This window comes from Solibacillus sp. FSL R7-0668, assembly GCF_038006205.1.
Taxonomy (GTDB): Bacteria; Bacillota; Bacilli; order Bacillales_A; family Planococcaceae; genus Solibacillus.
On the sequence record NZ_JBBOUU010000001.1, the window covers coordinates 2,041,780 to 2,056,825 of the forward strand.

At 37.2% G+C, this 15,046-nt stretch carries 14 protein-coding genes; 4 read left to right on the plus strand and 10 right to left on the minus strand.

Annotated features, from left to right (window positions below):
- Positions 1 to 182: 182 nt before the first annotated feature.
- A complete protein-coding gene (locus tag MKX47_RS09915; protein WP_340773581.1) occupies positions 183 to 404 on the minus strand; it encodes a YozE family protein in 222 nt (73 codons plus the stop codon).
- Between the two features lie 103 nt (positions 405 to 507).
- Between MKX47_RS09915 and MKX47_RS09920 the strand changes: the two genes are divergently transcribed.
- Positions 508 to 2,286 carry a methyl-accepting chemotaxis protein gene (locus tag MKX47_RS09920; RefSeq protein WP_445683582.1) on the plus strand — a complete coding sequence of 593 codons (1,779 nt, stop codon included), beginning with the start codon at positions 508 to 510 and terminating at the stop codon, positions 2,284 to 2,286.
- Positions 2,287 to 2,332: 46 nt separating this feature from the next.
- Here the strand turns inward: MKX47_RS09920 and msrB are convergent, their stop codons facing one another.
- The 5 genes from msrB to MKX47_RS09945 form a co-directional block, all read right to left on the minus strand.
- Complete coding sequence (gene msrB / locus MKX47_RS09925; protein WP_340777782.1) at positions 2,333 to 2,725, minus strand: peptide-methionine (R)-S-oxide reductase MsrB; 393 nt, start codon at positions 2,723 to 2,725, stop codon at positions 2,333 to 2,335.
- Between the two features lie 35 nt (positions 2,726 to 2,760).
- Positions 2,761 to 3,288: a peptide-methionine (S)-S-oxide reductase MsrA gene (gene msrA / locus MKX47_RS09930; RefSeq protein WP_340773586.1), complete on the minus strand. Its 528-nt coding sequence runs from the start codon at positions 3,286 to 3,288 to the stop codon at positions 2,761 to 2,763.
- 12 nt (positions 3,289 to 3,300) lie between these two features.
- Positions 3,301 to 3,873, minus strand: a complete 573-nt coding sequence (locus MKX47_RS09935; protein ID WP_340773589.1) for a YpmS family protein — start codon at positions 3,871 to 3,873, stop codon at positions 3,301 to 3,303.
- Positions 3,874 to 3,878: 5 nt separating this feature from the next.
- Positions 3,879 to 4,793, minus strand: a complete 915-nt coding sequence (locus MKX47_RS09940; RefSeq protein WP_340773591.1) for a GDSL-type esterase/lipase family protein — start codon at positions 4,791 to 4,793, stop codon at positions 3,879 to 3,881.
- Between the two features lie 581 nt (positions 4,794 to 5,374).
- Entirely contained in the window at positions 5,375 to 6,220 is an 846-nt protein-coding gene (locus tag MKX47_RS09945) for a DegV family protein (RefSeq protein ID WP_340773593.1), read from the minus strand.
- Between the two features lie 199 nt (positions 6,221 to 6,419).
- Here MKX47_RS09945 and trhA point away from each other — a divergent pair, with 199 nt between their 5' ends.
- A complete protein-coding gene (gene trhA, locus MKX47_RS09950; protein WP_340773595.1) occupies positions 6,420 to 7,061 on the plus strand; it encodes a PAQR family membrane homeostasis protein TrhA in 642 nt (213 codons plus the stop codon).
- 44 nt (positions 7,062 to 7,105) lie between these two features.
- Here the strand turns inward: trhA and MKX47_RS09955 are convergent, their stop codons facing one another.
- A complete protein-coding gene (locus MKX47_RS09955) occupies positions 7,106 to 8,155 on the minus strand; it encodes a tartrate dehydrogenase (RefSeq protein WP_340773597.1) in 1,050 nt (349 codons plus the stop codon).
- Between the two features lie 413 nt (positions 8,156 to 8,568).
- On the opposite strand from MKX47_RS09955, the gene MKX47_RS09960 reads away from it, so the two are divergent.
- Together MKX47_RS09960 and MKX47_RS09965 are read left to right on the plus strand one after the other, a co-directional pair.
- Positions 8,569 to 9,543, plus strand: a complete 975-nt coding sequence (locus MKX47_RS09960; protein WP_340773599.1) for a BMP family lipoprotein — start codon at positions 8,569 to 8,571, stop codon at positions 9,541 to 9,543.
- Between the two features lie 15 nt (positions 9,544 to 9,558).
- Entirely contained in the window at positions 9,559 to 11,232 is a 1,674-nt protein-coding gene (locus MKX47_RS09965; protein WP_340773601.1) for a methyl-accepting chemotaxis protein, read from the plus strand.
- A gap of 39 nt (positions 11,233 to 11,271) precedes the next feature.
- Here the strand turns inward: MKX47_RS09965 and MKX47_RS09970 are convergent, their stop codons facing one another.
- The 3 genes from MKX47_RS09970 to MKX47_RS09980 all read right to left on the minus strand — a co-directional run bounded on the left by MKX47_RS09970 (position 11,272) and on the right by MKX47_RS09980 (position 15,000).
- Positions 11,272 to 11,742 (minus strand): dihydrofolate reductase, encoded by a 471-nt coding sequence (locus MKX47_RS09970; protein WP_340773603.1) that lies wholly within the window; start codon positions 11,740 to 11,742, stop codon positions 11,272 to 11,274.
- A gap of 13 nt (positions 11,743 to 11,755) precedes the next feature.
- Positions 11,756 to 12,736: a thymidylate synthase gene (locus MKX47_RS09975; protein WP_445683583.1), complete on the minus strand. Its 981-nt coding sequence runs from the start codon at positions 12,734 to 12,736 to the stop codon at positions 11,756 to 11,758.
- Between the two features lie 143 nt (positions 12,737 to 12,879).
- Positions 12,880 to 15,000 (minus strand): YecA family protein, encoded by a 2,121-nt coding sequence (locus tag MKX47_RS09980; protein ID WP_340773605.1) that lies wholly within the window; start codon positions 14,998 to 15,000, stop codon positions 12,880 to 12,882.
- Between the last annotated feature and the right edge of the window lie 46 nt (positions 15,001 to 15,046).

A 15,046-nucleotide genomic window follows, 5' to 3' on the forward strand; every position in this document is an offset into this window, starting at 1 on the left:
TCTTCATCATTCTATTTGATTGTAAACGGTTTCGTATAAATATTCAATCGTTAGACGTCTTTCTTTAACAAAAAAAATCACGTACTTTTGCGAACTAGCACGTAGACTTAGGATAACGAGCTACATTCATTACTACACTGCTCTCGAAACAAAATACTCAAAATTATGCAAATACAGGCCAACTATTGAAACTTCAACTCATACATTGCCCAGAGAGAATCGAAGGCATCTGCTGTCAAATACTCATCAGATTGCATTTCAATATAGTCCGATAGTTCTTGAAAATCTTCTGACATCTTTGGAAAACCGTGATCAATGAACATACTTTCCGCAAAACGTACTTTATTATCATCCCAATCTCCCCCTCTAAATGTTAAAACATAATGATAAAATGACTTTTTCAACAATTTTCCTCCTATTTTGTATTTTTTCCATTAAATAGTGTACAAATGGACTCCTTGTAGTAGAATAATAAAATATTGATCTATTAGAAAGTTGGTGAATTTTTTGCTCAAGAGAAGGAAATCGAAACCTAAGGCAGAAAAAACTACAAAAAAGAATAATAGCAAAAAATCCAAATTTAAATTTCTACATCTTATTCGAGGCAGAATTGTTGTCGCCTTCTCGGTATTGATGGCCATTATTATCGCCATGCAAATTTTATCGTACATCAATATTACCAATTTACAAAACAACTTACGAAACTTCGCTGATGAGAATTTAAAGCAACAAATGCTCATTAATAACTTAGTTACGGATATTGCCAAGCTTTCTAGTCACGAACAGGGCTATATCATTACTGGTGATAATTATCATTTAAAGGCCTATGAAGAAATGAAGGAAACAATCAATGACAATTTATCACTTATCCAAAGCTCCCTTGAAAATCAAAAGAAAGAATTAGATTTAGTCGTACTAATCCAGCAGTTTTATGCCAATTACTTATCTTATTCTAAATCGACTATTGAAGTTCGTCAAAATTATGGCTATGAAAACGCAGCCATCATGTTTAAAACAAGTGGGAGTCAAAGCTTTAAAAACTATATCGATGAGAATACAGACAAGCTACTTCAAATACTACAAGAGCGTAACGAGGAAACACTGTCAGACCTTGAGCAGTTTGCACTTGTTTCCAAAATTTCGTTTTTCGTTCTTTCAGGGATGGCTCTGTTTATCACCGTATCTTTAGGCTATGTATTATGGAAATCCATTCGTCGAAATACGACTGCCATTAATCACTCGATTTTAGATATTGCGCAAGCTGGTGGTGATTTAACAAGGCGTGTTAAAGTCAAGACAAAAGACGAATTTGCACAAATCGCAAGTTCCACAAATACATTAATTGATGCGATTGCTCATCTTGTAAAACGGGTGTCAAGCCTTGCAGAAAATGTTTCGGGCAGCTCACAGGCGTTAATGACATTAGCTGATGAAAATGCCCGAACAATTGATTCCATCGCAAATTCCACACAGGATATTGCCAGTGACAGCAACGAAATATTAACAAGCATCAGTCAATCCGCAAACGAAATGAATAAGCTTGAAACGTCGATGCACGAGTTAAACAATAAAGCGCTAGAAGTACAACAAGCTGCGACAGCCATGCAGCAAGCGGCACACTTAGGAAGTCGTTCAGTCGCTCAATCTTCCCATGTGATACTTGAAATTGAAGAAACAATGGCTTCTACTACAGCAACGGTTGAAAATTTAGGTCGTAAATCATCTGATATTACATCTATTATTAGTACGATTACAACAATCGCTGAGCAAACGAATCTATTAGCACTCAATGCAGCTATCGAAGCAGCCCGCGCTGGTGAACACGGACGAGGCTTTGCCGTAGTAGCGGATGAAGTTCGAAAGCTAGCCGAGCAATCCCAGCGAGCTGCTAGTGAAGTTACATCTATTGTTGGCTCTATTCAAGCTGAGGTGAAATCGATCATCGCGCAAAATGAAACCGGTGTTCAAAAGGTCATTCGTGGTGTCGAAGTAACGAATGAAACAACCGAATCCTTACACAAAATTTTGCAGCAAACTGCAATAACCTCTGAAATTTTAAACGATATGGTCGTTCAAATCGAACAAACGTTAACAAATTCTCAAGATGTCACTTCTTCATTCATCCATGTGTCTGCCATTGCTGAAAATACGGCTGCAAACACCGAACTTAGTGCCACGGCTGCTACACAAGGCTCCGCGTCCATGCAGGAAATCAATGCTTCAGCCATTGAACTCGCAGCACAGGCCGATGATTTACGCAGTGTCGTCGCAGAATTTAAGATCTAAGGAAAAAACTCGCTCCCATTGTGATTTTCACAACAAGAGCGAGTTTTTATTTAAATAACGAAAGATACTGCCCGTAGCCCTCTTTTTCCAACTCTGCAAGTGGCACAAAGCGCAGTGCTGCTGAGTTAATGCAGTAGCGCAAGCCCCCTAATTCACGTGGACCGTCTGGAAAAACATGTCCTAAATGTGAATCGGCTGTTTTACTGCGTACTTCCACACGGCGCATCCCATGTGATGCATCAAAATGCTCCGTTACCTCTGGCGCATCAATCGGCTTCGAGAAGGAAGGCCAGCCGCAGCCCGCATCAAACTTGTCTGTTGAGCTAAATAGCGGCTTCCCTGATACGATGTCAACATAAATCCCATCTTCAAAAACATCATGATATTCATTTTGAAATGGTGGCTCTGTCCCTTGATTTTGGGTCACATGAAATTGCATATCTGATAATTGCTTTAAGCGTTCCTTTTTATCCACTATCGTTTCCCCCAATGCTGTTCAATAAATCCAGCGCGTCCTGAGCCTACGGAATAACGCTCATAATGGGCTGGATTTTTCTTATAATAATGCTGGTGATAGTCCTCTGCTTTGTAAAATGGCTTAGCTGGTAGGATTTTTACCGCGATTGGTGCGCGGAATTTACCGCTTGCCTCTAGCTTTGCCTTAGATAGCTCGGCTAACTGTCTTTGTACGTCATCCTGATAAAAGATGGCCGTTGTATAAGATTCGCCACGATCGTAAAACTGACCGCCCGCATCTGTCGGGTCGATTAATGTCCAGTAGAGCTCGACCAATTTTTCGTACGGGTAAATGTCTGGATCGAATGTAATTTGAACGGCTTCTAGATGGCCGGTTGTTTCACTACACACTTGCTCATATGTTGGGTTTTCAACATGTCCACCTGTATAACCTGATATGACTTCAATAATACCTGGCTGCGTATCAAACGGCTTAACCATACACCAGAAGCAGCCACCTGCAAATATCGCTTTTTGTAATGCCATGATAATGCCCCCTTATTTTGATTCATTTGGAATAACCACCTGCAAGACAATCTTGTCATTGGCTAAATCAATTTCCTGTGCTCGTACTCGTGATCCACTCGCAATATTAATACGAGATAAGTCTACATAAATTTGCTCGTCATTCGGCTGTACGGTAATCCATGAAGGAAAATCGACTGCATCTGCCATTAATTTTAATACCATTTCTGGCGGGATCTTTTTCATGCCAACATGGACGGCATCCTGCTTCAGTATGATATTGCCCTCACTGACAACCGGACTAAAATCCATTTGAATCGGTAACTCAAAATTAAACAATGTTAACGTACTATATAAGTAAATCTTATCATCAATAACAAGTTCAACTGGAACCGGGGATTTCTTTGTCTCGTCTACTAAATATTGCTTGGCGATTGCTTCAAATTCCTTCGCCGTTGTTTGAACTGTTAAAATATTGCCCTCAAGCGCAAGTGGCTCTTTTGGACTTGCTTGCTCAATGTCTGCAGTGACTAAATACACTAAGCCTACAACAACCATAATGATCAATCCTGCTAGGACAAAAAACGCCACTTTCCATTTATTCATGCTGTTCACTCTCCAAAACCTATTAACCCGTTCGACATTGACTCAATATCGCATGCTTGCATCGATTCTATGACGCGCGTTGCCATTCGATCGTAGCCCGTACTATTCGGATGGAAGAAGTCTACATGATATACTAGATCTTCATTCGATACAAATAAATCCTCCACTGGCGCAAAGCATACATTGCTATTAACCTGACTCAGTTTTTCAATTTCTGTATTCCATTCTGAAATGATGGGATCAAAGGGTGTGATTTCATCGACGACAATGGACATCGGATTATAAAAGCCAATCAGGATAATCGGTACGTCAGCATTGCGAAGCCGAATTTCTGTTATAATTTTATCATAGCGCTTAATAAATAACGGCAATTCTTTATCAAACATCGACTTTTCCATTGAAAATAAATTTTTCTTAACAATTTTCATGACATCATTCCCACCGAGTGTGATGGTAATGAGATTGGCATTAGCTAGCTCCTCATCATAATGCCCTTTTTTCAGTAATGTTAATAGCTGATTACTGCGACGACCGTTTTTGCCACGATTATCGAGCTCTACGGAGTTAATCATCGGCCAGTCTTCTAATTCCTTTTGTAATCGGATCGTATAGCCATAATCCTGTTTTTCATCCCCGACACCGCGCGTTAAGGAATCTCCTAATGCCAAATAAATTATATCTTGTGCATTTTCGGCTTTTAAATCCTTCAGTTCTATATGAAATACATCGCTAATTATCTCTTTTAAGCGCTCTGTCCTTGATTGTTCTTCTTCAAGTGTTGGGGCGATATCTGAAATCATGGATGCTCCGTTTTGTATGGATTTTTCAACCGGTATCTCTTCTGCCGTTTCCGGGTCAATTGATACCGAACATGCTGATAGTAGCGTGATGAGACACAACGCAAGTAATAGACGCCACATACAATCTCCCCTTTAGTACATTGTTATACTATTATAAGATATTTGTGAAAAAGAAAGGAATGTTTTGCCTAAAAAATCCGTAAAAATTTGAAACCTTTTCTTCTTTATATCGTATGTAATAGTATATTTTGTTATTTTAAAGGAGAAACGATTTTTTTGTCACATTGAACCAAATATTTTTTATTCTTTTTTTACTTCATCACCATTTCGGATGCCTTTTATTCAACCGTCATCCAATTAGAAGCAAAATCACCACCACAGCACCAAACCATTCAAATTGGTTATAATGATGCTTTAAATTACGGAATTGTGCGGTGACAAAGATCGTAAAAACAAGAAACGTGGTAGAAGCGTAACAGTTCAAAACGTTGTTCACTCGCTTATTAAAACTGTTACTAAAGTAGTAGAAGCGCCCTTTTTAAATTGGTCGGGTCGCTATAATATACGTTGTTGACACATGAAGGGCTTGTTCGGAAATTATTTTCTGAACAAGCCCTTTTGCTAATTTATATCATTTCAATTAAACTGACAGTACTCACTTCAAATCGTATTGTGAAACGAGTCTCCGTACACAAAGTTATTTACTCTGTATAGTAGACGAAGCCCATTGCACCCTCGCCAGTGTGAGTACTAATTACAGGTGATGTGAAGGCCATTTCAACCTCTCCATCATAGCCAATAGCGCGTAGCTGTTCGATTAACGGATTGGCTAGTGTATCCAATGCATTGGCATGAGAAATACCCACTGATTTTACTACTTTACCTTTTGTATCTTTTTCAAATTCACTGATTAAATATTTCACAACTTGCTTGTGGCTACGAGGTTTCGCGCAAATTGTCACTTCCCCAATATCTAAATGCCCGATTGGCTTAATATTGAGCAAAGAGCTGACAACGGCTTTCCCTTTTCCGATCCGGCCACCTTTTACCATGTTTTCTAATGTGTCTAATACGACGAATAGACGTGTGTTTTCACGAATTTGCTTGAGACTTGCTACAATTTCATCTACACTTGCGCCTGCATCACGTAAACGAATTGCTTCACGAATTTGGAAAGCTAAACCAAACGCAATATAACGTGAGTCAATAACTGTTACATTTGCATCGCACATTTCCGCAGCTTGGCATGCTGATTGATAGGTACCACTCATACCACCCGTCATGTGAATCGAAATAATTTGCGATCCGTCCTTGCCCAGCTCATCATAAATTTCTTTAAATACGCCTGGAGCTGGCTGAGAGCTTTTCGGTAAATTTTCTGCTTTGTTCATTAATTCAATAAAAGTATCCGCCTGTAAATCCACGCGATCTGTATACGTCTTGTCATCAATTTGTACTGATAATGGGACCATACGAATGCCGTGTTTTTTAATTTCTTCATCTGTTAAATCACATGTAGAATCCGTTACAATTTGGATTTGAGTCAAAGTAAACACATCCTTTTTATATCTTCTTTACTATTATAAAGAAATCCTATTTTTTTACCAATATGACGTTTGTCATTCTTTCGAGACTCTAATTATCATATAACTGGTATGACATATTGCAGTATAACATAATGACAATGCACATTCACAAGCAATCACATTTTAAATTATAGTAAGAAAGTAAGGGAGCGTGAGCAAGATGCAAATAATTGAAGCATTTGACTATAAAACATTAAAAGAAGAACGCTGGAATGCCATTACACATGGAATCGGGCTATTGCTGAGCATTCCAATCTGTGTATTACTTATCTTTTACGCTACACAAAATGGCTCTGCTACTCAAATTACTGCCTTTTCCATCTTTGGTGCATCGCTTATTTTGTTATTTTTAATGTCCACACTTTTACATAGCCTGCCTGAAAAATACAAGTATGTTTTCTCGATTTTAGACCATGCTTCCATTTATATTTTAATCGCAGGCACGTATACGCCATTTTTACTCATTGCCATTGGTGGGGTGTTAGGCATCGTGATGCTTTGTGTCATTTGGACAATCGCCCTATTTGGTGTAGTGTTTAAATTTTTGTTTATTCACCGTTTTGAAAAGTTTTCGTTGGCGCTTTACATCATCATGGGATGGTTGATTATCTTTTTAATCCGTCCGCTTTATAGCTATCTGACATTTGATGGCTTTATGCTATTACTTGCCGGTGGTGTGTTGTTCACGTTTGGTTCCATTTTTTATATGTGGACTAAGCTACCGTATAATCACGCAATTTGGCATGTATTTGTTATTCTTGGCTGTGGTTGCATGGCTGGCTGTGTGTATTTTTATTTATAGAAAAAAGGACGATTTCTCAAAATGGAGAAGTCGTCCTTTTTCAATTATATACGGGCTAAAATCGCCTTAACTACCTCATCCATCGTAGCTGTACCACCGATATCACCCGTTTTTATACCCGCTTCAAGCGTCGCTTCAATCGCTGCCATTACCTGTTCCCCTGCTTCAGGATGCCCTAAAAAATCTAGCATCATTTTCCCTGTCCAAATTTGTCCGATTGGGTTGGCAATGCCTTTACCAGCAATATCTGGTGCAGAACCGTGCACAGGCTCAAACATGGAAGGGTATTCGCGTTCAATATTTAAGTTTGCGGCTGGTGCAATACCAATACTGCCCATAATCGCTCCACCAAGATCCGTTAAAATATCACCAAATAAATTCGATGCTACAATGACATCAAATGCTTGTGGCTTCATTACGAAAAAGGCTGCGAGTGCGTCGATATGATTAACTGCTGTGTCGATTTCAGGATAATCTTGTTTCACTTCAGCAAACACCTCATCCCAAAATGGCATGGAGTAAGTTAACCCATTTGATTTTGTCGCACTTGTTACATGACCGCGTGAATGCTTTGCTAACTCGAACGCATAACGCATCACACGTTCAGTTGCCTTGCGCGTGAAAACGGCATTTTGCATCGCAATTTCATCTTGCCCTGCATGAATACGCCCACCTGATTCCGAATATTCGCCCTCTGAATTTTCTCGAACAACCATAATATCAAAATTGTTCGGATTTTTTAACGGTGAATCTAAACCTTTTAATAATTTCGCAGGTCGTACATTAATCGCTTGCTTCATTTCGCGACGAATTTTAATCAGTAAACCCCATAGTGAAACATGGTCTGGCACTATATCTGGCATGCCCACCGCGCCTAAGAAAATTTGATCGTACTGTTTTAAAGTTTCTATGCCATCTGCTGGCATCATTTCACCATGTTCCAAGTAATATTCGCAACCCCATGGAAAATACGTCCATTCAAATTGAAAAGTACCCTCTTTTTTTGCAATTTTATCTAAAACTTTAATAGCCGAGGGAACTACTTCCACCCCAATACCATCTCCTGGTATAACAGCAATTTTGTATGTTTGCATCTCATTCATCCCTTACTTATGTATGTTGAAAGATTTTTTACTTACTATAATCCTATTTTTACAAAATTGGTAGTTACTTTTGAAGTTTCTTTTACTAAGACCCGTCGATAATTTGAAGAAGATGATGGCACATATATTAATCGCCATTGGTACTATTTACACGGTGATGCCAAGCTAGAAATGATACAAAATGGGCTATAATAATATTTAGCACGATCAACTTAAAATGTTCAAAATTATTTCTATATTATATTTTTCCTATAATAGCTCTTTAATTCCTAATACTTAGTGAATTAAGGAGTTTTTTCATATACAGATTCCTTTTATAATTTCATACCTAGTTAATTATCGGAAAATAATCCCTGGTAATATGCTATAATTTTACATTATTAATTACTAAAGGAGTAGTTTTTGTGAAGAAATTAGTACGAATGTTCGTTTGCATTGGAATAATTGCAACATTAGCTGGTTGTAATGACGCAAATAATTCATTAGAGGAGAAGCTCATCGAAGCCGAAGCGTCACAGTTTAGTGTTGGTGTTCTTTTGCCTGATATCGGACTTGGAGACCAATCGTTCAACGACTTAGCAGTAAATGGTTTAGTTAACGCGCGTGATGACTTAAACATTCTCTGGTCGTATCGCGAAGCAACAACAAATGACATTATTGAAGAGCAATTGCAGGCATTAATCGAAGAAAAACATGATCTCATCATTGGTGTTGGTTATACATCACAGGAGGCTTTGGAGAAATTAGCGGTTGAAAATCCAGAGCAGCAGTTCGTTATTGTTGATTCTGCAAGCGAAGTGGAAAACATTGACGGTATTATGTTTAAAGAGGATGAAGGTAGTTATTTAGCAGGTGTTGTTGCAGGAAGAACTTCGAAAACAGGCGTAATTGGATTTGTTGGTGGCTTTGAAGATCCGATTATCTTAAAATTTTTAGAAGGCTTTGAGCAAGGGGCAAAATCCGTAAATCCTGACATCCAAGTGCTCGTTGAATATGCAAACACGTATTCAGACGATAAGCTCGGAGCAAGCATTGCAAGTAATATGATTGCCGAACAGGCCGATGTCTTATACGCAGCAGCTGGCTACACAGGTGTGGGGCTACTACAAGAAGCTCAGCGTAAAGGTGTTTATGCAATCGGTGTTGATATAGACCAATACTTCTATGCAGAAAAAGCGGTTATTACGTCGATGACAAAAAATATTGATGTAGCGGTATTTGATTATGTTAAAAATTATATCGACAAGAAGCCTACTTCACAGCTGAACCTAGAATTCGGAATTGCGGAGGATGGTGTCGATCTTGCGCCTATTCGTATCGTTGAAGACGCAATCGATCTTGAACAAGAAGTTGAAAAAATTAAAAATGACTTGAAATAATATAGGAGTGAGATAATGTCCATCAGTAAAAAATTATTAGTGAACTCGCTGACAATTATCGTATTAGCCGTGTCATTAATAGGTGTCGTTATTTTTAGTATGCTTAATGTCCAATCATCTAGCAATAATGTCATGCCAAAATTTATTGCGATTTCTGAAGTAAAATCCGATTACTTACAAGTTCAAAATATTTTAAATAATTATGCGAATAGTATTAGTGTGGCACAGCCTCAGAGTGTCACAGTTGACGCACAGCTCGCAACAGAAAAATATTTTGCACATATTGACGAAAATATTGCCATTATTGAAGCGAGTATCTCTACTTCCCTGGAACAAGAAACGCTTGATGCCTTTTTAAATGAGCATGTGAAAATTCAGGACTTAGCGATTGCTGGAATTACAGCCAAAGAAGCAACAATTGTTCGCACACAAGCAGCTCGTATTATTGGCGCATTAAATGATATACATAAACTCGAGCTTTTCGTCAATACAGAATATAATTACAGCCAAGAGCAATTAGCAAGTGATCTAAAATTAGTCATTACCTTTGCGTTGATTGGTATTTTAATCATTGCCGTTGTTGGTGGTATCTTCACGATTTTGACAACACGGAAAATCACAACCCCTCTTCGCGAATTATCAAATCGTGCAGAGCTAATCGCGGATGGGCAGTTATCAGTTGACCCGATTTCCTATCATACAAATGATGAAATCGGTGCACTGAATGCTTCCTTCACAAAAATGGCCGCGCAGTTAAAAGATTTACTTTCTTCGATTCAACAAGTAAGTGATCAAGTTCAGGTTTATTCGAATGAATTAATGGAGGAAAACCGTACGCTTGAGCAAATTAGTATTCAAGTAACGGATTCTACATCTGTTTTATCAAAAGGGACATTAACAATTGCTAGTTCTTTAGGTGAAACGGTAGAGCTCGTTGAGAAAATGGATCATAATTTCACCATTACCGAAGAACGCTCAGCTCACTCCGTTCAACGTAGTGCCGAGGCGTCTAATGCCATTGCCAATAGCCAGCAAGCTATCGCAGTACAGCAAGATTTAATTCGAGAAAATATCGAAACAACGAATACCATTCATAATGCCTCTGTAAAGTTCTTAGAGCATACGAGTCAAATTGAAATGATGGCCAAAGCGGTGTCAGACATTGCGGATCAAACTAATTTACTCGCATTAAACGCCTCGATTGAAGCAGCGCGTGCGGGTGAACATGGGAAAGGTTTCGCAGTTGTTGCTGAAGAAGTTCGCAAATTAGCCGAGCAATCCAATGCCTCAACAACTGAAATCTTTGAGATTGTGCAGTCGATTAAAGGTGGCATTAACGATATGACGGAATCAGTCAAAGTCGGTGTTACGATTGCCGATAAGCAGCAATCCTCTATGCAGCAAACAACGGAAGCGTTCACTTTAATTGAACGTGAAGTACAGGCGATTATGGAGGAGATTTCAGTTGTTGCCAACAATATGATCACTTCACGCAACGTTGGCTCTCAAGTTTTAGAAAACGTTGAAGGCATTAGCGCGTTCGTGGAAGAAACAGCAGCAGAAAGTAAGGAAATTTCGAACTCTGCCGATATCCAATTACAATCGATTTCAAACGTGGTCACGAAAGCAAAACAGCTTCAAGAGCTGGCCAATAGCTTAAATGATTCTGTGAAGCGATTTAAAATGTAATATGAAAAGGTGTGCTGATATAAAAACAGCACACCTTTCTTATTTTTCAAATATGCAATAACGGAATGAATAGCCGTTTCCAGAATCGATCGCTTCTTGGCTAGATGTTAAGCGCCAAGCATCGTAGCGTGGAAAATAAGTATCCCCTTTGAATTCATGATCGATTAACGTAATGTACAATTTTTCGGCTATGGACATTGCCTGCTCAAAAATTTGTGCGCCGCCAATGATCATAATTTCAGGTACATCTTGCACTAACTGCAGCGCGACATTTAAGCTGGCTACTGTTTCAATCCCTTCAGCAGCATAATTTTCATTTCGTGTAATGACGATATTGCGACGCCCTGGTAATGGACGACCGATTGACTCAAATGTTTTACGCCCCATAATGATTGGCTTGCCCATTGTCATCTCTTTAAAATACTGTAAATCACCAGGTAAATGCCACGGCATCCCATTTTCATAGCCGATGACATAGTTTTTATCATGTGCGACGATTAATGAAATCATTGCTTCTCCTCCTCTATACAGCTATTGGTGCTTTAATTGATGGATGTGGGTCATATCCTTCAATTGTTAAATCTTCCATCTCGATATCAAAAATTGATGTCTTTTCTGGATTAATTTTTAATGTTGGGAGGTTTCGTGGCTGACGCGATAATTGTTCTTTAACTTGTTCAATATGATTCAAATAAATATGTGCATCACTAATACTGTAAACAAACTCTCCAACCTCTAAATTACATTCTCTCGCGACTAAATGTGTTAAGAGTGAATATGAAGGTATATTAAAATTTGCCCCAAGAAATGAATCAGAACTGCGTTGCAAGAGATGACAACTTAACTTACCATTCGCTACATAGAATTGGAATAATACATGACAAGGCGGTAAAGCCGCTTTACTTCCTTTTGCTCCAGCATTTACAACATCTTCTGGATTCCATGCATTAACTATTAAACGTCGAGAATCTGGATTAGTTTTAATTTGCTGTATTACATCGACTAATTGATCAATCCATTCGCCTGTTGACGTTGTCCAATTACGCCACTGCTTACCATATACATTGCCTAATTCCCCATATTTTATTGCAAAATCATCATCTGATAGTATACGCTCACAAAAGAGTTTTAATTCTTTTTGATATAATTCATTAAATTCTTCATCTACTAAGCAACGACGACCGAAATCTGTCATATCTGGACCTTGGTAATCATCCGATTCTATCCACTTTTTAAATGCCCATTCGTTCCATATATTATTATTATGTTGAAGTAAATAACGAATATTTGTATCTCCTTTAATAAACCATAATAATTCACTGGCAATTAAACGAAACGGTGTACGCTTTGTCGTAAATAAAGGAAACCCTTTTGACAAATCAAAACGCATTTGATAACCAAAGACACTAATTGTACCAGTTCCTGTACGATCTTCCTTCTTCACACCATTATCTAAAATATGCTGTAAAAAATCTAAATACTTTTGCTCTGACTCATTTATCATTATACTTCACCTCCGTTTCATTATAGCGGAAAATATAATTTTTTGTAGAACAACATTATATTTTTTTAAGTGTATTCCTCATTCAATTAACATAAAGATTCCTTTAAATAAATTAGCCCCTAGTTTTAAATTTGAAAATAACCTTAATACCTTGATTTCAAAATCACTTTTTCTGGATATCCACTAAAAATATAAAATAAAGATTCAGGAATATACCCTTTACTACTTAAAACACTTTGAAGATATTTTTTCATCCCATCCTTCTCTGCAATTTCTAATAAATACTCAATTGTTTTATTATGTATCTCATTTCTGTTAATTCCTGATTCAGTAACCTTTTCGAAATATTGTTCGTATGGTGTTTTTCCATCCTTATTTTTGGTTATAAACCACTTTTCTAATTTATTTGTCGAAGTCAATATTTCGGAAAAAACATTGGCATTAATTATGCGCATCCACGCTTCTGATAAATCATAACAAAGATGATGCCCATCAATTACTTCAGAAATGTAGTAAAAAAACCTTTGAGTCAACATCGCATTTTCTTTAACATTTACTGGTATCAAAGTCCCTAATACGGCTAACGCCCCTACTTGTAAGAAACGGTCACTAATTGTAGCTTTGCCAGTCCCTTTAACTGCTACATGACATGCGCTAAGTATTATAATAGGTGGCACCTTTAAATTATCTTTAGGAATCCAGTATTCCTCTCCGACCTCTAATCCAGCTTCCCCATGTTCATTATACTTACCATGTGCTGAAACAATAAGAAAATCAATATCTCTATATTTATTTATAATTGATTCCAAGACATCAATAGACTCAGCTTCTTCATAATAGACATTAATCCACTTGTTATTATTAAGTTGTTGCTTTACTACCAACCATGCAATGTCAGAAATTAACCTAATAGTATCTTTTTTATCTAAACACTCCACGATTAGAACTTTAAATCCCTTACCTCTACCTATGTAATGTTCTTTTATCTGTGGCAAATTAGATCCAAGAATTGAATCCAATGGTGTTAACGGTCGATATGTAATAGGTATTAAATTACATATAGGGTCGTCATATCCAGGTAATATCGCCAGACCTATTGGGAAATCTGTAAAAGCTATTAACTTTGAAGACGCCATAATAAACTGCCCTAACTCATAATTCGGAAAACATTTCACTAACTCTTTACCAATTTTCCGTTGAGTTCTCTTAACATAATTCATATTAATATTTTTTTCATGAAAATGTTTCTCTAACTTTGCTATTTCAAGAAACAATTGTGATGGAATTAACTCGCCTTCTAACCAAACACCACCTAAAGAAATTGCTCGTTGTACAGCTAAAAAGTCTATTATTTCCTTCTCCTTTGTTGAATTATAGAAAGTTTTATATTCTGGTTTATTAGTTAAATTTATTTTAGGTCTGCCTGGCAAGGTCAATATTAATGCAGTAGGTTGCGTCTTATAATTATTCTGTTTAATGGTTTCAAAATCTTTTTCAAATTTATTTAAAGTATCACCTAGTTGGCTATATGCATTTGCGATAAATAATGCTTCTTTAGCATGCAACGCTCTTTCAATAGCAGAGTAACTATTTTGTTTAAATTTCTCTAATAGCGAGTTTAAATCATCCTCACCATATTGATTGTGTAAATATATATTGGGTAAAACGCTTCTCTGTTCTTTATTGATAAGTTGAACAGACATTCCTTTTAGAGTATCTCTTTTTATCTTAAATTTCTTACAGAAATCTTCTACATCTTCCCTTAAATCATGCCACATTTTTTTTAAATTATCCGAATCCAATTTTTCTAATGTTTCTATACCTAATTTAGCTGGCACTAAATCATTCAACTCTAAAGCTTCTTTTCTGCAAGTTTCTTCCGTTAAATATACTGTAGGTGGAAAAGTGGATAAGAGATTTAAATTTCCCTGCGTCTTTTCATTTGTAATAATGAATATATTATGTTGCTGTATACCGTCTCCTACTGAAAACAGTTTATCAGGAGCCATTATTAAATCAAAACCGTGTCTAGGTAATTGCAAGCAGTACCACAAAGCATCAACTAAATCTCCCATTACTGGGTTAAAATCATGTAAGAAACTTGAGACTTCTCTACTTTTATTCGAATCATAAATAATATAGTAATTATATAAAAAATCCGTTACTAAATTCCCTAACTCTAAAGAATTACTTTTTTCTTCACAGCAGTTTTTGAATTTTTTACCACTACCACAAGAACATCTATCATTTCTGCCTAATTTCATTAAATTTCCTCCTAAGATTTTGCCACATTTTATAGCAATTTAAGAA

Excerpts from the sequence above, each read along its gene's own strand:
- msrB (WP_340777782.1), bottom strand. The coding sequence starts at position 2,725 with ATGCAATTTCATGTGACCCAAAATCAAGGGACAGAGCCACCATTTCAA.
- msrA (WP_340773586.1), bottom strand. The coding sequence starts at position 3,288 with ATGGCATTACAAAAAGCGATATTTGCAGGTGGCTGCTTCTGGTGTATG.
- MKX47_RS09935 (WP_340773589.1), bottom strand. The coding sequence starts at position 3,873 with ATGAATAAATGGAAAGTGGCGTTTTTTGTCCTAGCAGGATTGATCATT.
- MKX47_RS09940 (WP_340773591.1), bottom strand. The coding sequence starts at position 4,793 with ATGTGGCGTCTATTACTTGCGTTGTGTCTCATCACGCTACTATCAGCA.
- trhA (WP_340773595.1), top strand. The coding sequence starts at position 6,420 with ATGCAAATAATTGAAGCATTTGACTATAAAACATTAAAAGAAGAACGC.
- MKX47_RS09955 (WP_340773597.1), bottom strand. The coding sequence starts at position 8,155 with ATGCAAACATACAAAATTGCTGTTATACCAGGAGATGGTATTGGGGTG.
- MKX47_RS09965 (WP_340773601.1), top strand. The coding sequence starts at position 9,559 with ATGTCCATCAGTAAAAAATTATTAGTGAACTCGCTGACAATTATCGTA.
- MKX47_RS09970 (WP_340773603.1), bottom strand. The coding sequence starts at position 11,742 with ATGATTTCATTAATCGTCGCACATGATAAAAACTATGTCATCGGCTAT.
- MKX47_RS09975 (WP_445683583.1), bottom strand. The coding sequence starts at position 12,736 with ATGATAAATGAGTCAGAGCAAAAGTATTTAGATTTTTTACAGCATATT.
- MKX47_RS09980 (WP_340773605.1), bottom strand. The coding sequence starts at position 15,000 with ATGAAATTAGGCAGAAATGATAGATGTTCTTGTGGTAGTGGTAAAAAA.